Annotated in this window: 27 protein-coding genes; 1 reads left to right on the top strand and 26 read right to left on the bottom strand. The window is 69.3% G+C overall.

What is annotated here, in order from left to right; genetic code table 11:
* Position 1: 1 nt before the first annotated feature.
* The 12 genes from SOM13_RS07985 to SOM13_RS07930 all read right to left on the bottom strand — a co-directional run bounded on the left by SOM13_RS07985 (position 2) and on the right by SOM13_RS07930 (position 10,069).
* A complete protein-coding gene (locus SOM13_RS07985) occupies positions 2–445 on the bottom strand; it encodes a hypothetical protein (protein ID WP_320479372.1) in 444 nt (147 codons plus the stop codon).
* A complete protein-coding gene (locus SOM13_RS07980) occupies positions 442–858 on the bottom strand; it encodes a hypothetical protein (RefSeq protein ID WP_320479371.1) in 417 nt (138 codons plus the stop codon). Before SOM13_RS07980 ends, SOM13_RS07985 begins: the two co-directional genes overlap by 4 nt.
* Positions 851–1,246: a DUF6093 family protein gene (locus SOM13_RS07975; protein ID WP_320479422.1), complete on the bottom strand. Its 396-nt coding sequence runs from the start codon at positions 1,244–1,246 to the stop codon at positions 851–853. Before SOM13_RS07975 ends, SOM13_RS07980 begins: the two co-directional genes overlap by 8 nt.
* A 14-nt stretch (positions 1,247–1,260) precedes the next feature.
* Entirely contained in the window at positions 1,261–1,659 is a 399-nt protein-coding gene (locus SOM13_RS07970; protein WP_320479370.1) for a hypothetical protein, read from the bottom strand.
* 16 nt (positions 1,660–1,675) lie between these two features.
* Positions 1,676–2,044, bottom strand: coding sequence for a hypothetical protein (locus SOM13_RS07965; RefSeq protein ID WP_320479369.1), 369 nt, complete (start codon positions 2,042–2,044; stop codon positions 1,676–1,678).
* A gap of 17 nt (positions 2,045–2,061) precedes the next feature.
* A complete protein-coding gene (locus SOM13_RS07960; protein WP_320479368.1) occupies positions 2,062–3,018 on the bottom strand; it encodes a major capsid protein in 957 nt (318 codons plus the stop codon).
* A 49-nt stretch (positions 3,019–3,067) separates the two neighbouring features.
* Positions 3,068–3,805, bottom strand: a complete 738-nt coding sequence (locus SOM13_RS07955; protein WP_320479367.1) for a hypothetical protein — start codon at positions 3,803–3,805, stop codon at positions 3,068–3,070.
* Positions 3,806–3,871: 66 nt separating this feature from the next.
* Positions 3,872–5,161 (bottom strand): hypothetical protein, encoded by a 1,290-nt coding sequence (locus SOM13_RS07950; RefSeq protein ID WP_320479366.1) that lies wholly within the window; start codon positions 5,159–5,161, stop codon positions 3,872–3,874.
* Positions 5,136–6,650, bottom strand: a complete 1,515-nt coding sequence (locus SOM13_RS07945) for a phage portal protein (RefSeq protein ID WP_320479365.1) — start codon at positions 6,648–6,650, stop codon at positions 5,136–5,138. Before SOM13_RS07945 ends, SOM13_RS07950 begins: the two co-directional genes overlap by 26 nt.
* A gap of 14 nt (positions 6,651–6,664) precedes the next feature.
* Complete coding sequence (locus tag SOM13_RS07940) at positions 6,665–8,326, bottom strand: hypothetical protein (RefSeq protein ID WP_320479364.1); 1,662 nt, start codon at positions 8,324–8,326, stop codon at positions 6,665–6,667.
* Positions 8,323–8,598: a hypothetical protein gene (locus SOM13_RS07935; protein WP_320479363.1), complete on the bottom strand. Its 276-nt coding sequence runs from the start codon at positions 8,596–8,598 to the stop codon at positions 8,323–8,325. Before SOM13_RS07935 ends, SOM13_RS07940 begins: the two co-directional genes overlap by 4 nt.
* Positions 8,599–9,685: 1,087 nt before the next feature.
* Positions 9,686–10,069, bottom strand: a complete 384-nt coding sequence (locus tag SOM13_RS07930; RefSeq protein ID WP_320479362.1) for a hypothetical protein — start codon at positions 10,067–10,069, stop codon at positions 9,686–9,688.
* Between the two features lie 26 nt (positions 10,070–10,095).
* On the opposite strand from SOM13_RS07930, the gene SOM13_RS07925 reads away from it, so the two are divergent.
* Positions 10,096–10,707, top strand: a complete 612-nt coding sequence (locus tag SOM13_RS07925; protein WP_320479361.1) for an HIRAN domain-containing protein — start codon at positions 10,096–10,098, stop codon at positions 10,705–10,707.
* 472 nt (positions 10,708–11,179) lie between these two features.
* Here the strand turns inward: SOM13_RS07925 and SOM13_RS07920 are convergent, their stop codons facing one another.
* The 14 genes from SOM13_RS07920 to SOM13_RS07855 are packed head-to-tail and all read right to left on the bottom strand — an operon-like array spanning position 11,180 to position 18,599.
* Positions 11,180–11,332: a hypothetical protein gene (locus tag SOM13_RS07920; protein ID WP_320479360.1), complete on the bottom strand. Its 153-nt coding sequence runs from the start codon at positions 11,330–11,332 to the stop codon at positions 11,180–11,182.
* Positions 11,329–12,237, bottom strand: coding sequence for a hypothetical protein (locus SOM13_RS07915; RefSeq protein WP_320479359.1), 909 nt, complete (start codon positions 12,235–12,237; stop codon positions 11,329–11,331). The genes SOM13_RS07920 and SOM13_RS07915 overlap by 4 nt, the downstream gene beginning before the upstream one ends.
* Positions 12,234–12,545, bottom strand: a complete 312-nt coding sequence (locus SOM13_RS07910) for a hypothetical protein (protein WP_320479358.1) — start codon at positions 12,543–12,545, stop codon at positions 12,234–12,236. Before SOM13_RS07910 ends, SOM13_RS07915 begins: the two co-directional genes overlap by 4 nt.
* On the bottom strand, positions 12,538–12,726 hold the full coding sequence (locus SOM13_RS07905) for a hypothetical protein (RefSeq protein ID WP_320479357.1): 189 nt from the start codon (positions 12,724–12,726) through the stop codon (positions 12,538–12,540). The genes SOM13_RS07910 and SOM13_RS07905 overlap by 8 nt, the downstream gene beginning before the upstream one ends.
* Entirely contained in the window at positions 12,726–13,181 is a 456-nt protein-coding gene (locus SOM13_RS07900; RefSeq protein WP_320479356.1) for a hypothetical protein, read from the bottom strand. Before SOM13_RS07900 ends, SOM13_RS07905 begins: the two co-directional genes overlap by 1 nt.
* On the bottom strand, positions 13,181–13,663 hold the full coding sequence (locus tag SOM13_RS07895; protein WP_320479355.1) for a single-stranded DNA-binding protein: 483 nt from the start codon (positions 13,661–13,663) through the stop codon (positions 13,181–13,183). Before SOM13_RS07895 ends, SOM13_RS07900 begins: the two co-directional genes overlap by 1 nt.
* Before the next feature lie 18 nt (positions 13,664–13,681).
* Entirely contained in the window at positions 13,682–13,891 is a 210-nt protein-coding gene (locus SOM13_RS07890; protein ID WP_320479354.1) for a hypothetical protein, read from the bottom strand.
* Entirely contained in the window at positions 13,891–14,028 is a 138-nt protein-coding gene (locus tag SOM13_RS07885) for a hypothetical protein (protein ID WP_320479353.1), read from the bottom strand. Before SOM13_RS07885 ends, SOM13_RS07890 begins: the two co-directional genes overlap by 1 nt.
* A gap of 10 nt (positions 14,029–14,038) precedes the next feature.
* Positions 14,039–15,343: a replicative DNA helicase gene (locus tag SOM13_RS07880; protein ID WP_320479352.1), complete on the bottom strand. Its 1,305-nt coding sequence runs from the start codon at positions 15,341–15,343 to the stop codon at positions 14,039–14,041.
* Positions 15,336–15,686 carry a hypothetical protein gene (locus SOM13_RS07875; protein WP_320479351.1) on the bottom strand — a complete coding sequence of 117 codons (351 nt, stop codon included), beginning with the start codon at positions 15,684–15,686 and terminating at the stop codon, positions 15,336–15,338. Before SOM13_RS07875 ends, SOM13_RS07880 begins: the two co-directional genes overlap by 8 nt.
* Entirely contained in the window at positions 15,637–16,494 is an 858-nt protein-coding gene (locus tag SOM13_RS07870) for a helix-turn-helix domain-containing protein (protein ID WP_320479350.1), read from the bottom strand. The genes SOM13_RS07875 and SOM13_RS07870 overlap by 50 nt, the downstream gene beginning before the upstream one ends.
* Positions 16,485–16,841, bottom strand: coding sequence for a hypothetical protein (locus SOM13_RS07865; RefSeq protein WP_320479349.1), 357 nt, complete (start codon positions 16,839–16,841; stop codon positions 16,485–16,487). Before SOM13_RS07865 ends, SOM13_RS07870 begins: the two co-directional genes overlap by 10 nt.
* The gene (locus tag SOM13_RS07860; RefSeq protein ID WP_320479348.1) at positions 16,838–18,214 is read right to left on the bottom strand and encodes a ParB/RepB/Spo0J family partition protein; all 1,377 of its coding nucleotides are present in this window, start codon (positions 18,212–18,214) and stop codon (positions 16,838–16,840) included. The genes SOM13_RS07865 and SOM13_RS07860 overlap by 4 nt, the downstream gene beginning before the upstream one ends.
* The gene (locus SOM13_RS07855) at positions 18,207–18,599 is read right to left on the bottom strand and encodes a hypothetical protein (RefSeq protein WP_320479347.1); all 393 of its coding nucleotides are present in this window, start codon (positions 18,597–18,599) and stop codon (positions 18,207–18,209) included. Before SOM13_RS07855 ends, SOM13_RS07860 begins: the two co-directional genes overlap by 8 nt.
* Between the last annotated feature and the right edge of the window lie 23 nt (positions 18,600–18,622).

The raw sequence follows: 18,622 nt of genomic DNA, 5'->3' as shown, positions 1-18,622 counted from the left end.
TTCAGGACAGATCGGGGCTGGACTCGAACGAGTACGCCGCGATCGCGTAGCAGACGACGGGGGTCGAGCTGTCGTCCACTTGGACGCCCACGACGTCGTCGCGGCGGATCCGTTTCGTTCGCTGCCCGCCGACGACAGGGATGACTCCCCAACGCGAGGGCGGCGGCCGAAGGTGGTCGTCGACGAACCCGAGGACGAGCTCGGCCGACTCGGATGACTCACCGACCGCGTGCACGACCCAGGACGGACGACGAGTCACGTGCGGGCCCGTCGACCGGTGCTGCTCGTCACGACCGCCCGTCGGGTAGATCAGGACGTACGGCAGCGACGGAAGCGGAGGATCCGCATCCGTCGGGGCGCCGGGGTCGCGTGCGAGCACGACGTGCACGCCGTACCGGTCGTCGGTGAGCAGGGCTTCGAACGCGCTCGTCTCGGCGGCCGTCACAGGTTCACCCTGCGGGCCGCCGTGTCGAGTGCCTTCGCGATGCCCTGCTCGAGGTCGTCGACGTTCTCCTGCAGCGCGGCGGCGCCGAAGCCTCGCGCGCCGAGCGCCTTCTTCGGGGCGCCGTACTCGAGCAGCAGCACGACACCGCCCTGCTTGCCGACGCCCTTCCGGGCGCCGATCTCGAAGTAGATGTCGGAGCCTACGGCGGACGCGAAGCCCTTCCGCTCGTAGTCGATCGAGAACGGTGCGCGGGGCGCGTACTCGTTCCCGGCGACCTTGCCCCGCCATGAGTTCTTCACCAGGCCTGAGTTGAACTCAAGAGCCGGGACGATCTCGCGACCGGCCGCCGCGGCGTAGTTCCCGAGGTCGACCGACAGCCGGTGGAGCTCGCTGGTGTCGACGTAGTCAGTCACCGGACACCTCCTTCACGGGCAGGCGCCGCGACACGGCGAACGTCTGGTGGTGACCGGCCGTGACATGCACCTCGACGGGAGTACTGCCGGCGTCATGGGTGCTGAGGAGAACGGTCGCGACCATCCCCTCGCCGCACTCGGCCGAGCCAGGGGCATCGACCGGAATGCGCAGCTGCGCGCCCTGCTCGACGCGCTGACGGCCCTGCTGCTCCGTCTCACGCGCCGCCGTGTTCGCCGCGACGTACTCGCACACTCCCCAGTAGACCGGCACGTGCTCGACGGTGTGCTTCGCCGTGACCGGATCCGGGCGCGCCGACCGCACAGCACGGCTGACAACGCACGTGTCGGTCATCCGCGCCTCCGCCCGTCGACGAGCGATCGCGCGCATCGTCGAGGACACCATCACGGCCTCCCGAGCGGGATCGAGTAGAAGCCGCCAGCGCCGCCCGAGAAGTCGGACGGCGCGAGGCGGGCCCGCTCGAGAGCGGTGACGTAGATCTGCCCGGACGACAGCGTGCTGTCGATCGTGCTGGACTCCGTGTCGCCGCCCCACGTGCGGAACCCGTCCGGGTTGCGCAGCTTCCGCTCGACCATCGCCACGACGACGTCCTTCACCGTGTCCGACGAGAGGTAGCCGGGGGCTGCCTCGTCGAGCTCGCAGCGGGCGGGGATGCCCCGCACCTCTTCGGTGAGTGTTCGCCATGCGGTGCCGAGCCACTTCGGCAGTACGCGCTTTTCGTCGACGGTCAGGGGACGCTCGAAGGTGTCCTCGACGTCCTTCAGGGCTGCCGGGTTCTCCATGAGCGTCCCCCTCTCGTCAGTCGACGATCTTCGACTCGCCGGTGTCGATGTTCCGCTCGACGGTCACCTCGGTGCCGTCGGGCTTCGTCGACTTGTACCGCTCGGTGCGCGCCTTCGCCTTCGACGCCTTCGCAGCCGGCTTGGTCGTCGGCACGACGGCGTTCACCGTGCCGACGGCCAGCGCCGTCGCGTCGGGCTGCGGCGTGACGGACGACGCCGTCTCCGTCGGGTCCGTGGTGTCCGCGGGCCCGTCGCCGGGCGCCGTGGTCGACGGCTTTTCGACGGACGAGTCGAGCTTCGTCTCGTCGGGGATCGCCGGCGATTCGACCTGAGCCTTCTCGTCGACGTCCTTCGCGGTCGTGCTCTTCGTGGTGCTGGTAGCCATGTGCTTCTCCTTCGGGGTCAGGCGTTACGGATGCCGCGGAGACGAGCGGCGGCCTTGCCACCGAACGTCGCGAGGCCCGTGTAGAACTCGATGCGGGTGCGGTAGGCGGGCTTCTCCTGCAGCTGGCCGAGGTCGTCGACCTGCACCCCGCCGTTGGTGAGGCCCGTGACGGCCCGCTCGGTCTCGTCGCCACCGAACTTGACGGCGTAGATGGACGACGTGTCGGTCGCGGTGCCCATGGGCTCGGTCTGGCCGAGGATGTCGGCGCCGGCGAGGTTCTGACCGGGGTCGAGGATCGCGATCCCGTTCCAGGTCAGAACGCGCTTGCCTGTGGCGTCCTCCCTGACCGTCTCGACGCCGCCGAGACGACGACCCGAGGAGCGGATCTTCGCCTGCAGCCGAAGGTTCGCGTACAGGGCGCCGTTCTCAGGGGTGAGACCGGGCACTGAGGCGACGAGCTCGTCGAGGGCGTCGTAGAAAGCGTGCGCCTCCGAGCCGCCGTTGCCGAGCACCGGGATGCCGTTGGTGCCGGCGTCGATGACCTGGGCGCCGACGAGGCGCTTCTTCAGGCCGTCGAAGCCCTTCGGGTCGACCGACACGTCGCCGTTGAAGAAGTGGTCCTGGTACTTGTACGAGGCCGCCTTCACCTTCAGGCGCGTCTGGATGGCGCGCTGGTCGTTCAGGTCGCCGCGCGTCTGCACGATGAACCGGTCGACGTCGGCGTCGCCACCGAGGATGACGAGCGACTCGAAGGCCTGCACCACGGTGCCGGTCGACTCCGTGTAGGCCTCGTTCACACCACGGAAGGCGACGCCCGGCAGGGTGGCCTCCTTGTTGTAGCCGTAGGCGTTGCCCTCGATCGGCAGGAACGGGATGCGGTCCAGGATCGAGGACTCCTGCACGAACGTCTCGATGACGCCGCGCTGCAGCTTGTTCTCCGAGAGGAGAGCCGCCTGGGGGAGAGTGACAGCCATCTGGCTGCCTCCTTTCGGTGGTTGGGGCTCCTCGCGGAGTGCGGGAGCGTTACTTGCCGGGGGCGTCCGCGTACGCGTCGCGCATGCGGTCGTATCCGGGCTTCGACTCCGGCTTCACGCCGGCGCCGCTCGCGCCGATGCCCGCGGTGCGAGCGTCAGCGGTGGAGTCTGTGGGGGCGACCAAGTACGGGGACTCGGTCGCGAGGGCCTCGAGGAGCTTCTTCACGCCGGCCTCGTCGGCGGTGCCGTCCTTGACGGTGACCTTTGCCAGCTCGGCGTCGTCGACCAGGCGGAGGGCCTGCTTCGGGTTCAGGAACCCGCTCGTCGCTGCGAGCTCGCGGACGGCCGAGGCACGGGCGTCGGCGGCGCGCTGCTCGTCGAACTGCGTCTGCAGCGAAGAGCGGACGCGCTGCTCAATGCCAGCGACGTCGACGCCCTGGCCTCCGTTCTGGCCGTCGCGCAGCGCCTTGATGTCGTCGGGGGTGAGTCCGAGGTCTGTGAACGCCTTCAGCTCGCCCTTGCGGTCGCGCAGCTCCTCCTTCGTGCGCTCGAAAGCGCGGAGGCCCGTGTCGCCGAGCGGCTCGTCGGCCGGAGGGGGCGTGGTCCCGGCGGGGGGCGGGGTCGTCTGCTGGCCGGCGGGCGGCGGCGGAGTGACCGTCCCGGCGCCCTCTCCGGTGCCGCCCTCGTTGTTGAAACGGAGTCGCGGCATGCCGTAGGCGCGCGGGGCGAAGGGATCGAGGTGCGCGGGGAGCTTGCCGAACGGCGATCGCGGTGTGCTGGTGGTCATGGTTCTCTCCTTGGGAGGTGACGCCGGGGGCGTCGGGGGGACCGCTCGGCGGGGCGCCGGCGGGGTCTAGCGGAGGACGCCGAGGAGACGCGCGAGGATGCGCACCTGCTCGGGGCTGTCCTTCAGTCGCTTCAGCTGACGCTCGTAGTCCCGCTCGACGGCAGCCCGGATCTCAGGGGTGAGAGGGTTCCTGGCGCTGTTCGCGGCGAACGGGTTACTGCCACGGTCAGCGGCCTGCTTCCGCAGCACCGCCGTGTGCAGGCGCCGCTCGGCGGCTGTCTGCGTCGCAGGCTCGAGCGGGTCACGGACACCGGAGGCGACCGCCTTGCGGTACGCCTGGGTGGCGCCCTTCGCGGCACCGCCGCGGCCGAGAGCGCCGGCAGCCAGGTCGCCGAACTGGCCGCCCGCGGCGTTGCCCTTGAGGTTGCCGCCCGCGACCTGGTCGCCCGTGATGAAGCCGTTCTCCTCGAGGAGGCGCACGGCCCGGTTGCGATCGCTGCCCGCTGCACGGTAGACGTCGTCGACGGTCATCTTCGACGGGGTGTCCCAGCGGCGCGACTGCCAGCCCCGGCGGTCGCCCGAGCTCTTCAGCGCGTCGTCGGCGAGGCCGCGGCTGCGGGTGTTCACGACGCGGTAGATGTCGCCGCCGTCGCGGATCGCCTGTGCGTCGTTCTTTCCGAACAGGCGGTCCTGCTCGGCCGTCGGCAGCCCCCGGAAGTACTCGTAGGGGTCGACGCGGAACTCGGCGGCCGTCGACTCCTGCCCGGGGATGTGCCTGCAGTCGCAGTCCGGGTGCGACTGGAAGCCCTGGTTCCAGCGGAAGAACTTTCCGGCCAGGGTGATGCAGAACTTGCACGAGGGCGGGTTCAGCATCCGCACCCAGCCGGAGGCCGCCGGGGTCGTCGTCATCGCGGCAGCGACCGCCTGACGGTCGGCGTCACGCACGACGTCGAGCACGACGTCCTGCAGCCACAGTCCCGCCGTGGCGAGCGCCTGCTGCGTGCCGACGCCGGTCAGCATCTCCTGCTTCGCCTTGTAGACCGCGCCGTGCAGCAGCGTCTCCGCCGGACGCCCGTCGCGCGTCCCGCCCTGGAAGCGAGCCGGGTTCACACGGGCGACCGACGTCGCGTCGAGGCCCTGCTCGTCCAGGACGTCGGGGACGTACCGGACGCCCGACGCCGCGGCGAGTCCCTGCGCCTGCAGTACGGTCGCGAAGACGTCGCTGGCGATCGGGTGCCACGACGCCTCGAAGTCTTCGCCCATGCGCCGCCACAGGTCGCCGACGTCGCCGACGGCCGCCGCGGCGATCTCCTGCTGCTCCTGGTAGTGGCTAGCTGCTGCTCTCGGGAGCGCCATCGGTGCCCCCCGTCTCGATCGCAGCTGGTGCCGGCGTGGCCGTCACGTCCTGAAGGGGCCGGGTGATCTGCCCCAGGCGGGAGTTCAGCTGCTCTTCGTCGATCTGGTCCATCCACTCGGCGAGACGGGTCGTCGTGGCGCCCGGCAGCATCGAGTACGCCGCACGCCTCGGGAAGCCCGTCGTGATGAGCTTCTGCACGCCGTCGACGACCTGCGAGAACGACCGAGCCTCGGCGTCGAGCCATTCCGTCTCCGACGTCGGGAGGAAGTCCTCCGTGCCGCCCGAGGCGTAGTAGGCGAGCTCGAGCATGTCCTCGTGGCCCTCGCCGGCCGACAGCTGCAGCTCCTTGACCAGCGACGCCAGGGTGGACTCCGCCGCGGTGAGCGCGTCACCGGAGAGGTTCACCATCTGGCCCAGCTGGTACTGCGGTGGGATCTGCGCGGTGCTGAAGAACGTCGTCAGGAACATGTCCCACACATCGACGTAGTTCGCGAGGTTGGACTCTTCGAGGTCGAAGACCTTCGTGTCCGCGCCCGGGAACGCCATCATGCGGTCGACGCCGACCCGGCCCGGGGACTGGATCAGGGGCTGCATGCGGCCGTTCGCGTCGAGCGCCGGGGTCCCGTCGGTGTTCGTCTTGTAGAGGACGTTCCCGTCCTTGTCGACGACGCGCGGGTCGAAGCCGGTCACGATCTTCTGTCGGAACGCAGCGAACTGCATCGCCAGCAGCGTGTTGAACCGAATCGTGTTCAACGAGTCCTGCTGCGGCATCAGCGGGTCGATTGCTGACCAGGGGCGGCCGTCGGCGTCGGGCTGGTAGTCGTAGACCGCGAACGGCACCCGACGCATCGGGTGCGTGCTCTCGGCCTGCACGACCCACTCGCCGCCCGCTGCAGACCGCTCGAAGCGGACCATCGAGTCCTTGTCGTAGACGATGCCGACCTGGCGCTCGCTGGTGACCGACGAGGGCAGGATCAGACCGTTCGACGGGCGCTCCGTGATCGAATAGACCTTCACCGCGTAGAGCGGCGTGAACGGGTCGTCCGGGTCCATCTCCACGTGCACGCGCTCGTACGACTCGGGCCGGACGATCGGGCGTGCCCGGTTCGCCTTGTTGACCCAGACCGACGCGATGCCGCGCCCGTGGATCATCATCGAGCGGTAGATGAGGTCCTGGCGGGTGTCGAACTTGTTCGCCTGCCACGCCCCCAGCCAGAGGGCCTGCTCCGCCTCCTCCCCGAGGTTTGTTCGGATCGAGTCGGCGCGCATGCGCTGCGTCGGGGCGCCGACCGCGATGCCGAGGACGTTCGCCGGTGCCTGCTCGCGCAGGTCCTCGTATTCGAGCGACGCGCCGTAGGGAGCGAACGGCAGATCCTGCTTGCCGTGCACGTAGTCCTCACGGCGGCGCACAAGCGTCGCTCGTCCCTCCAGCTCAGACTTGCCCCACTCGAGACGCTTCCTGGCGAGTGCGTGGTCCATGACGGCCATCCCGCCTCCTTCGTCTAACTGAATCCGTAGAACGTCGTCGAGATCGCCGGCGCCTTGCGCTTCGCGAGGTCGTCACCCGCGATCGCGTCATTCACTGCCTCGTGCGCCAGCGTCGCCGCCATCACGGCGTCGATCTTCTGGCTGTGGGACGCCTTGCCGAGGATGTAGGTCTTCCCCGCCCGGCCCCGCATGACCGCGTTCTTCAGGTGCGTCTCGACCGTGCGGTCACCGTCGTGCGTCAGCCCCGACTTCGGGTCGACGATGTCGTTCCGGAACCGCTCAAGCGACTCGTGCATCGGCTTGACCCGGTACGTCGGCCACTCGATGACGCGCTTCTCGCCGTACCGCCCCTGAAGCGCCGACACCTGCGACTCCCACCCCGGAGGGTCGAGGTACGCACGCACGACGTCGTAGCTGGCGAACACGTGCTCGAACGCCGCCATGACGTCCTCGCGCGGGATCCGCCCGTCGTGCTCAGCCGGGTTCCAGATCGTCGGCCGCCCAACAGCATCGAGCGGGGTGAACTGGTGGAAGTCGAACGTCTCGAGGCGGATCGCCGTCCAGTCGTCGACATCGGACCCGTCGAACCCGAGACACACCGGCTCCGACAGAGGCCGATCGCGCGCCTCGACCTTCGTCTTCCACGCGTCCAGCGCCGTATCCGCGAGCCAGGCGCCCGTGCCGGTGACGACACGGTTGCCGAAGAAGCGCTCGGCCTGCGCCGGGTCGCGCTCGAGCAGCTCGGCAGCCTCAGCCTCGATGGAGTCGAGGTCGACCCACGGCGAGCCCTCGTAGACGAACGCATGGATCCGGCGCCGCTCCCGCTTGTTGCGGTAGGAGAGGTTCGCTGGCGGCTCCCGCCAGTAGCGGAAGACGTCCTCGGCCGACGACTCGCTCGTGGACTGGGCGACGCTGTCCGCCGCCGGGTTCCACGTGTTCGTCGTCTCCATCGACCGGCCGCCCATGCCGGCGGCGCCGCGGCGCTGCGTCTCGTAGACGTCGCGCATCTTGTTCTCGCGGGTCGCCAGGCCCGACTCGTCCTGCAGCGCGAAGCTCAGCGGGTTGCCGAGCCGGGAGAGGGCCGAGGCGGTGACCTTGTCGATGCGGTCGAGCTCGGGGTCGTCGTTCTGTCCCGCGATCTTCATGAAGTTGCCACGGGGCAGCAGAAGGTCTGACAGCGGCCCGAGCGAGATCATCGCCCGCAGCGGCCGCCAGACGTTGTTCACCTGCTCTTCCGAGATCGCCGTCATCTGGATCAGCGGCGACGGGTGCCGGATGCCCATCGGCTCGTGGGGCAGGTACTCGTACTCCCAACCGCAGCCGCAGCCGTGCTCGGAGCACGCGTAGCCGTCGCCGCGGCCAGCCCAACCGCCGAAGATCGATGGGCCGACCGCCTCGAGCGCGACGACTCCCGCCGTCCACGGCCCCTTGCCGAGCTTCTGCGGGCCGACGATCTGCGAGCGCCGGTAGACGAATGCCTGGTTGAGTAGCGGCGCCTCCGGGAGCCACTCGGCTTCCCGGCGGATGCGGTAGTGGTTCGCCGTGCACCAGAACTGCCAGTCGGCCTGCACGAACTCCCGGCCGCGAGCGAAGCCGTTCGGGACGCGTGCGTGCTGAGCGAGCCACGCATCCCCGATGTCGCCCAACGTGGGGAAGTCGACTAGGTAGTCGCTCACTCTGCAGCTCGCAGACGCCGCACCGTCGGCCCGGTCTTCGTCGAGCTCGTCGTCTTCGTCGCCGTCGGCCCCGCGTCACGCTTCGCCCCGAGCTCGTCGACCGCCAGGCGCCAGCCGTTCTCCTTGAGCCCTGCCGGCGTCATGCCGATCTGATCGGCAAGCCGGTGGACCTGAGCGAGGGTCGACGCCGAGGCGTCCATCTCCTCGGCCCGGACAGCCCAGCGGGTGTACTGACCGACCGCGTAGACGCGCCAGCGCTCGGCGTTCCACATCGCAGCCTGGGGAGTCCTCCAGAGCGTCTTCCACAGCGCTCTCTCGCGGGCAGTCGCCGTCGGCAGGGGCCACGCAGGTACACGCCCAGTGAAGCCCTCACGGGGCAGCAGCTTGTACGTCAGCCCCCGACGCTCGCTGGTCAGCGAGTCCGGGTCAGCCTGCGGTCCAGACCGGTTTCGAGCGCCTCCACGGGCCATGCAAGATCACGTCCTCAGCGGTCACGGACCGCGTCAGGGAGGCCCCACCAGGGGAGGGGCCGCAGATGTTTGAACCCCGCGCACTACCGAGAGCCATCCCCGGCGGTCCGGGATGCCGGGCGTCGAGGGGGGTCACCCCCACCCCCTGAGGGGCTGGTATATCGATATTTCAGGGGGTGTTTGGGGGTGTGGTTCAGGGGGTGTGTGTGAGGGCGAGGACACCTGTCACGGCCTCATGCACTGCGGTGTCGGGTACTCCTGCAGCGTGCAGGGTGAGGGCTGCGTCGATGGCGTCGGCCCTGTGTGTGGCGATGCTGTCGGCTGCCCTGTACTCGTGGCCGCAGGCACAGTGTCCGTCTGCCTTCGTGCCGTGCTCGATCAGCTCGGCTGCTATCTGCTGCGCGCGTGTCATCGGTGTGCTGCCTCTCCGCCTGCTCGCCTGTTGCAGGCCCGGTGCTCGGGGCCTGTCCATGCCTGCCTGTCGTCGGTGTGCCCGAGGTCCCACGGTGTGCCGGCCTCGATGAGCTGGTGGCAGCGGGGGCACGTGACTCCGCCTCGTGCGACGACGGGTGCCCACTTGGTGCGCAGCCTGTCGTGCTCGCTGGTGTAGCCCCGCTCCTGCCTCGTGCCCCGCTGCCTGCTCTTGGCCCGGGCGTGGGTGGGGCAGCGGCCTGACCTGTCGACGATGACGGGGCAGCCGTGCTCGGTGCACACCGGCATCAGTCGTCGCCTTGCCACTCCGGTGCCGGGACGAATCCCATGCGGTGCGTCGATGGCCAACCTGGCTGTGACTCGACCATGGTGTCGTTGTCTCGGTGCTCGTGCAGCAGCTCACCCTCGGGCTCGGCCTTCCGGGTGCGGGAGATGTCGATTGTGAAGCGGATGCGCATCAACGGGCGAGGTACTCCGACAGCGGCACGATGCGCTCACCCTCGGTGACGGTGACGCCGTGCGTGACCTGGTGCACGGGTTCGTACGTGGCAGCGAAGATGTCCGGCTTGCAGGGGTAGAACTCGCCCTGCACCCCGCGGATGATGTAGTCGCCGCCGTGGTACTCGCCACCACTGTAGGTCGACGAGTGGAAGGTGTCGGCTCTCATCTTGCCTTCGAGAGTGGGGATGTCCAGCGCGATGTAGACGTCACTCGGATCGCTCGGCTTGGCGAGACGAATGACTTGTCCTCCGCACCACGATGCCACCTCATCGACGTTGGTGCGGGTGAGCTGCATGGCTTCGATCTCGACGGGCTTCTTGCGGAACTTCGTGGGAGTCATGGTGTCCTTCTCGGTACGTTGTGGCGATGGAGATCTTGTGGGGCGTTCTCATCGTCGGCGCGATCGTGGGCGGCGCGTGGCTCGGGCTGCGCGTGCTCTTCCCGTCGAAGCCGATGGAACCGACGCGCGCGGCGCCAACGATCACGCTGCACCGCAGAGGACAGGCGCCCGTGACCAAGGTCATCGAGCCCTCGGAGGGCAGCTTCAATGACTGGGTGGCCGAGATGGATGCGAAGTCCAAGGCCCTGCGTTCGGGCCAGTCGGCGCCGAAGATCACCGTCGCCGAGCTCGACCCGACGCTGGCCCTCGCTGACCTGCGCCCGGTTGACTCGTCCCGGTTCCGCATCGTCGGCACGGCGGCGTACCTGACAGACGATGAGCGTGCGGTGTTCGGCGGGACCGAGTACGTCCTCGTGCACGAGACCGACAACGAGCACGACGCGAACGCGGTCGCCGTCTACGGGCAGGGCCGGAAGGTCGGCTACCTGTCGGCAGCGAAGGCCGCCGGCATCGCGCCACAGCTCGACCGTCTCGGCGCTGGTGGGTACACCGTCGGCGGCGCCGGCACCAGCGACGCCAGCATTCGCCTCTGGGTCGATATCCCGAAGGCGGCCGCCCTTCGCGCTCACGGCCTCTGACCGGTACGCGGTTGGTAGTGGGTTCGAGCGGGCCCGCAGGTGCGCCTCGCGATACGGCCGGAAACTGACCCGCGATTGTGGACGCTCTTCGGCTCGTGCGACTCCGCCGTTGACGGGCCCGCTCGAAGTGGGATCGGTGCGCACTGCACCCCGCTGCTGGGTGTGCGTCCCTCGCAGCCACTGTCCGGGCGTCACACCGGGTTCAGCAGGAGAGGGCGCCGTGAAGGCGCGTGTGGGTGGTGGCACCGAAGACGTGCGAGAGGCCGCGCACCGGTGATGGTGTGCGGCCTCTCGTGTGACCCGGCGCTTCCGACAGCCGGTGGGTCTGACCGCTCCCCGCGCTAAGGGCGACAGGAGGAGGTGCGGGGGAACGCCAAACCGCCCGGGCCTAGGGCCTCGGGCGGTCGGGTTCGCTGGCGCCATGCTACTCACAAATGGCCCAAGCCCGCAAGTACACGGATCGTGAAGCAGATCAGTCGTCGTCTGGCGGTCGGTTCTCGATGACCAGATCGCCGCTGATGATGAGCCCGCCGTCTTCCATCACGGGCCCGCCACCTTCAATGGTCCAACCTCGTCGCGGCGAACCCGGGGTCTCGGGTTGCGTAGCGGGGATGTCGTCGCTCATGGACCTGTCTCCGTTCGTGCGTGCGTGTCACGGATCTTGACCCGCTTCGTGCGCCACAAGGCGAGCAGGTCCTCCGTGTTGACGTAGACGGTACCGCCCGCCGTATACGTCGCGAGATCCCCGTCAGCGATGTACCGGTTCAGCGTGCTCTTGCCAATGTCGAGCTCGAGGATGGCCTGCCGCTTCGTCCACCACTCGGATTTCGGGTCAGCGTGCTCCTCACGCAGCTCGTGCATCAGCTCCCGCACGCGGCCGGCCTTGATGAACGCGGCTGCGTCCTCGGTGTGGCCGCAGAACGAGCACGACAGCACGAACCCGTCGACCGGTGCGTCGTCGGGCCACGACGCCCCGAAGCTGAACCGGTCGCACACGGGGCACGGCCTGTCGAGGACACCACGGGGCGGGGTCGGGGCGGTCGGGTACTTCTTCCGCAGCGCGTGCAGCATCTCGCTGACGTCGTCGAAGTACACCTGGCCTGTCTCGTGGTCGCGGATGCGGTCGTGGCGGACGAGCAGCCACTGGGTGACGACGTCGAGCAGGCGGGTGGCGCCGGCGGCCGTGGTCTCGGCGCGGAACCCTGCAGCCTCACGGTCGCGGGACCAGTGCACGAGGACGGCCGACGGCGGGGCCACCTGGTAGATGCCGGCCCAGTAGTTGACCCAGTAGAGCAGGCGCGCCCAGACGTCGTCGGTGTCGTCGACGGCGTCCTCCCGAAGCGGGAGTGGTGCCGACTTCGATGCGGCGCGGGGCATTCCGTCCTGGGCGCCGCCGAGGCCGGGGACCATGAGGGCTCGGACGTAGCCGACGAGGGCAGGCGCGCTGACGAGGCGGTTCCGGGCACGGGCGGCAGACAGGCCGAGGAGGTCCTCGTCGGTGGGGGTGGTCAGGGTGTCGAGCTCGGTCACGAGCGGGCCTCCTCGGTGGTGGGAACGTGCAGGAAAGACTTGACGGCGCGCTTCGGCCGGTCAGGGGTGAACCACGGCGCCTGATCTGCGGGCGGGTACTCGACGGTCCAGGCTCGGCACTGCCCGGCGCACCCGTCGTCGACGTCGCAGGTCACGAGCTCGTAGTGCTCGAAGTCCGGGCCGTACGCGATCGTGCCGAGCGACCAGTGCTGGCACTCCGTGTGCGGGCACGGGCCCAGGACGGGAGCGGGCCCGTAGTCGCGCCACCACCGGATCTCGTCGGGGTGGTCGAGGTGGGCGTCAGCCACGGTGTGCCTCCTGGTCGAAGTCGCCGCGCTCGATCCGGGCACGCATGCCGTCGTAGATCGCCCCCGTCAACGGGTTGCGGTGCCCCTTCTTCGACAGCAGCCACGCGAGCAGCTTCGGTCGATCGAGCGGGGGCGGTGTGGGGGTGGCGCCGTGCGTGGCGGCCTCGAGCTTGTCGCCCATCAGATGCCGCCCTTCCGCAGTGCTGCCGCGCGGGTGTGCAGCTGGGCGAAGGACACGTACGGGCCGATGAGATGCTTCGTGACCTCGTCGAGCGCCTGCGCCTTCACCTCGGCGTCGTGTGCCGCCAGGAGAGCAGCAGACTGGACTGTGCCGAGGATGCGCTCAGCGTCGGCGACGTCGGCGAAGCTGATGCGCATGATGCTGGTCTGCAGGTCTCGTACCCATTCGGAACGATGGGCCTGCCCGAGCTTCGCCTTCGCCTGCTCGATGATGAGCGCGAGGGCATCGGCTCGTTCGTGTTCAGCGGCGAGAGCGGCGATGACCTCTCGCAGCCGCCGGTGCAGTTGATGCGAAGCAGGTGCGATGCCTAGCGCCTCACAGCGGTCAGCGTCGGCAACGTCGCGGCGACCTGCTGCGATCAGCGCGTCGATGTCGGGTCGGGTGTCGTCGCTCATCAGAACGGGGTCTCGTCGTTGTAGCCGCCCGCCGGCGCCGCGGGAGTCGCCCACGCGTCGCCACCGGTGCCGCCAGGCTGCGCCGTCGCCCACGGCTCAGCAGGGGCCGCCCCGACCGCGCCTCCGCCCTGGGGTGTGCGCTGCGCCTGGCCGCCCTTCAGGACCAGGGCGACCTTCGGGAACTCGATCACGAGCTTCGTGCGGTCCTCGCCCTCCCGTGTCCGGTACTCCTGCGTGGCCAGCTGCCCGGTCACGATGACCTCGGACCCCTTCGACAGGGACGCCATGACCGCGTCCGCGTCGCCCTCCCAGAAGGTTGCCGTGATCCACGACGTCCCGCCGACGTTCTCGTATCCGCCGCCCTCGAGCTTCTTCGACCGCTGCTGCGGCACCGTGATCTCGGCGACGCTCTTGCCGTTCGCGGTGCGGCCCTCGGGGTCCTTCGACAGCCGGCCGTTGATGGTGATGTTCGGGTTTCCCATGATGTCCTGCCTTCTGGCTCAGTGAGCCGTTGTGTCGCCGGGGCGCACGTTGCGCTCCCGGATTGCCTGTGATGCCTCGAGCGCGGCCTCCATGACCAGCTGCCCGTAGGCGTGCGCCTCCTCGACGGTGAGCGCCACCCGGGCGTCGCCGGCCTCGAGCGTCACGCCGTCCTCGTCGTTCGCCCACGCGTCGGCCACCGTGACCTCGCGCGTCCTCGTGATCGCCATCAGCTGTCCTCCCATCGCTCGAGCTCGACGTCGATCGCGCCGTCGATGTCGAAGACCGCGCGGTGCTCGCCGCTGTGGTCCTCCTCGCGCTCGCAGAGAGCACCGGTCGCCGGGTTCTCCTCGTTGCAGGTCTCCATGTCGTCCTCCTCAGATGTCCAGCTGCGTCGACCCGAACGGATCGAAGCTCTTGTCGCGCAGGCGCGCGTACTGCCCCTGCCAGTCGAGGACCACCGTCCCCATCTCGCCGTGCCGGTTCTTCGCCACGACCACCTCGAGGTCGCCCGGCTTCTTCGCCCGGTCGTACGACAGCAGCAGCACCACGTCGGCGTCCTGCTCGATCGCCCCGGACTCCCGGAGGTCCGTCAGCAGCGGCGTCCTCGACGTCCGACCCTGCGGCGGCCGCGACAGCTGCGACAGCGCGATGACTGGCACCTGTAGCTGCTTCGCCATCTTCTTCAGCCCCCGCGAGAACTCCGCGACGTCCTGCTGCCGGTTCTCCTTCCCGCCGCCCTCGATCAGCTGCAGGTAGTCGATGACGACGCCGGCGAGCTTCCCCTTCCGGGCGACCGACCGGACGAACGAGCGGATCTGTGTCAGCGTCGAGATGTCGTCGCCGATGAAGATCGGGGCCTCCTGGAATCGCTGCCGGGCGACCGCGACGCGGCCCCACTGCTCCTTGTTCAGGTTCCGGTTCCGGAGGTTCTTCATGTGGACCTCGCCGTACTGCGCGATGAGGCGGATCTGCAGCTCGTCCTCGCCCATCTCGAGGCTGATGAACGCGACCAGGCCCTCGTGAGCGAGGCGCGTCGCGCACTGCAGGCCGACGATCGTCTTGCCCTCACCGGGCCGGGCGCCGACGATGATCAGGTTCCCCGCGGCCAGGCCGCCGATCAGCTTGTCGAGTGACGGCCACGGCGTCGGCACGTACTCCGGCTTCTCGTCGAGCCGGTCGATCAGCGCGTCGATGGTCGACCCGACGGCGTGCACGTCGACCCGGGCGCCGGCGGCGACCTTGTCGATCTCGGCCCGGGCGTTGTCGGCGAGCTCGAACGCGTCGCCCTCGGTCGCCTGCCCCATCTGAGCGACCCGCATGCCCGCGATCTGTAGGCGGCGCCGCAGGGCGCGGTCCTTCACGATGTCGATGTAGAAGCCGACGTTGATCGCCGACGTCGGGATGCCCTGCATCTTGAACAGGTACGTCGGGTCGAGCTTGTCCATCTCCCCGGTGCGCCCGAGCTCGTCGCTCAGCGTGATCGGGTCGACGGGCTTGTTGTCGTGCGCGAGCCGGGCGGCCGCGCCGACGATCATCTCGTGCCGCCAGTCGTAGAAGTCCGACGGGACCAGGCCGTCGAGGACCTCCCACACGGCGGCCGCGGCGAGCATCATCGAGCCGACGACGTACTGCTCGGCCGCGAGGTCGTGCTGCGGGCCCCGCGTCTCGACGTCAGACATTCGACACCGCCGTGACCCACTCGAGGTCGTGCTGGTTCGCGTCGAACTCAGCGACCGTGACCCCGTGCGCCTTGCACCAGTCGGCCTTCTGCTCGGCCAGCAGCTCGTCCGTCGCCGACGGCAGCACGCCCGTCTCCGGGTCGACCTGAAGCCGCTTCACGACGTCCGCCGGCATCACCCGACGCGGCTCCTCGCGGTAGTGGTCGACGACCGCGCCACGCACGTCCGCCGCTGAGTACCCGCCCACGAGCTCGTGCCACGCCTCGACGGTCATCTCGTTGATCAGTCGCCCGTCAACGGACGAGACCCAGGCGAGGACGATCGCCAGTTCCGATTTCTTCATGCTCTTGCTCCTCTCGCTCCTGATAGCCCCGAACGAGATCGATCGAGTGCTGCTGCTTCTGTGCGCCGCTGCCTCCACCACGAGGCGGCAGCGGGTCGTCATCCCACCGGCCCTGGTTCAGCCAGGTCGCTGGCATCGGGATGAACCGCTGCTCCTCCCTCGACGGGAGGTTCGGGTCGGCCGCGAACCGTCGGGCGCCGGCGAGGATCTCGTCGGCCGTCGCCTTCTTCAGCGCGGCCCGAAACGCCTTCTCGGCCGCCAGTCGACCCGTGTGCCGCGGATAGACCTTGTAGAACATCCCGAACGGGTCCTCGTCCCCGGTCACCTTCACGACGTCCCGGCTCACCCCCGCAGGGGGTATGGGGGTGTTCTTAACGGGTTCTTCTTCTAGGGGTTCTTCTTCCTCGGCACGTGGTGCCGTTACCTGGCGGCACGTGGTGCCGTTACCTGCGCCGCCCCGTGCCGTTGGGGTCAGCTCAGTAACGGCATCGTGTGCCGTTACCTCCATGCCGTTCGGATGCAGCGTGTAGCTGTTGCTCGTCCGGCCCCCGCGGCCGTTCCTCCGCATCGAGGCGACGACGCCGAGCTCCCGCAGCTCGGCGAGTGCGTCCTGCACCTTTCGCGTGCTGCACCGCGCCTCGGCGGCGATCGTCTCGTGCGACGGGTAGATGCCGCCGCGGCCGCTGTGTGATGCCAGGGCCGCGTAGACCGCGATCGCGTAGGGGCTGATCGTCGTGTCGCGGATCATCCAGTTCGGGACGGCCGCGAAGCCCGGGGTGTCTGGCGTGCCGCTGTCGGTCATCGCCATGGTGATGTCTCCTTCGGTGTCTGGTGCACGCCGCCGTCGTCGTCCAGGAGGACGAGACCGTGCACGGCGTGCTCGATCGGTGTTGCTGTCGGGTCCGCGAAGCCCGAGATCTTGATGCCCCGCCGCAGCGCCTCGGCCTGCAGTGCCGCCTCGGCTTCGATGCGGCCGTTCAGGATGCTGTCGAGCCACACGACGTTCGAGGGGCGGTGCTTGTCGCGGCGTCCGCCGGCGCCGCCCTGGCGGTGCTGGGGGACGAGCCGGTCGGACTCCTGGCCGGTCCAGGCGCATCGGTGCCCGTCGCGCTGGTCGAGCACGGCCAGGAGCCCTCGCGGTGTCGGGCTGCTCACGCGGCCGCGGCCTCCTCGATGCTGGCGACGCGCGCCTCGACGTCGCTCAGCTCGTAGCCCCAGCCCTGCAGCGTGCGCAGGTGCGGCCGGGCCGTATCCGGGAACTGCCAGCCCTTCTTGTCGAAGTCGTAGCCACCTTCGGTAGCGCCGAGAGCGATCCCCAGGAGGATCTGCGGGGCCCGCCCAAGGTGCTGCTGCAGGTGCGGCGCCGCGACGCTGCGCATCGACCAGGCGTCCTTCTGCTCGAGGTCGAGCAGCTCGGCGATCGCCGTCCAGTGGCCACCGGCATAGGCGGCCATGCTCGTCTGGATAACGTGCGCGGCGACGACTGCCTCCCACCCCTTCGGCATCGTCTTGCGCTGCAGGAGCGCGTGCAGCCACGCGCGACGCACGGTCGAGGCAGCAGTCCAGGCCTTCGTGGTCTCTCGGTCGGCTCTTTTCGCCGCCTTCTCCTCCTCGGTCGGCTCGACCTTGGGCTCGTCCATCCCGTAGGCCCACCAGCCGTTCTCAGCCACGTGGGCGACCGCGTAGCCGATGCCGTATGAGTCCGGGCCGCGGCCCCCCTCGGGCGTCCACTCGCCGTAGCGGCGCTCGGGGTAGGCGAAGAGATCGTGGGGTGCCTTCGCCAGCACTGCCTCGACGGTGAGCTTCGTACGCCCGACCGAGCCGACGTAGACACTGTCGAGCTTCTGCATGGTCTTGTCGCTGTAGCTCGGCGCCTCATCGATCAGGGCCAGGCCCTTCTCGCGAATCTCGCCGGCGACCTCCGCCAGCTTCCGGGCGTGCTCGATGTCGTCGCGGCGGCGCTGCGCCAGGTGCTCGAAGCCTCGCCCGTCCGCCGCGGCTTCCACGAGCTCAGCGACGACGTCCGGGTGGCCGTCGAACTCGAGGAGGACGGCCGCCTGGTCGAGCGTGAGCTCGTGCTCGACCAGCGCGGTCGACGCCGTCTCGTTGCCACCCACCTGGAGGGCGACGTCGACGACCTTTCGCCCGAAGCCGGTCTTCTTCGCGATCGCGGCCGCGGTCATGCCGAACAGCTCGAGCTGCTTGACGGCCGCGACGGACTCGGCCACCCCGAGACCCTCGCGCTGGTCGTTGACGACGAGCTGGTCGACGATGCGCGCCCCCTCGTCCTTCAGCGGGTCGACGACGAACACCGGCACTGCGGCCACGCCGGCGTCGACGGCGGCCAGGGTGCGGCGCTGACCGTCGATGACGGCCAGGCCCTCGTCGACCCGCTGCACCGTGATCGGCACCATGACGCCGTGCTGCTTGATGCTGGCGACGAAGTCCTTCGAGATCTTCGTCTCCGTGCGGACGTTGGCCGCGATGATGAGGGTCGATGGGTCGACACGCTCGATGGATTCACTCATGGCTGTCTCCTTCGGTTGCCTGCTCGCGGTTGTCGCGGGGCAGGGTGTTGCTCTGCTTCTTGGGTCGGCCCTGCTTGCTCGTCTTCGCGAGACCGAGCTGGTTGCGGTAGAGGCCGACGGTCTTGTTCGAGATGTCGAGCTGCGCCCCGATGGCCACGTCCGACAGGCCCTGGGCGTGAAGCTCGCGCAGTCGCGCTTCGACCTCGGTTGTGAGTCCCGAGGAGACGCGAACGATGCGGACGTGCGGGGCCGATTCGAGTTGACGGCGCACGAGCTCGCGGACGAGGGAGCTGACCTCGGTGTTGGTGGCCTGGGCCACCCCGTAGAGGCGCTTGTAGTGCGACGACGGCAGCCACGTCTTCACCTCGACGTCGAAGTCGTTCATGACAACGCCGCCGGTAGGGTGAC

The organism is Frigoribacterium sp. CFBP9030 (genome assembly GCF_034045195.1).
Lineage (GTDB): Bacteria > Actinomycetota > Actinomycetes > Actinomycetales > Microbacteriaceae > Frigoribacterium.
Note: the sequence above shows the minus strand (reverse complement) of the source record. Positions and strands in the feature narration are given on the sequence as shown.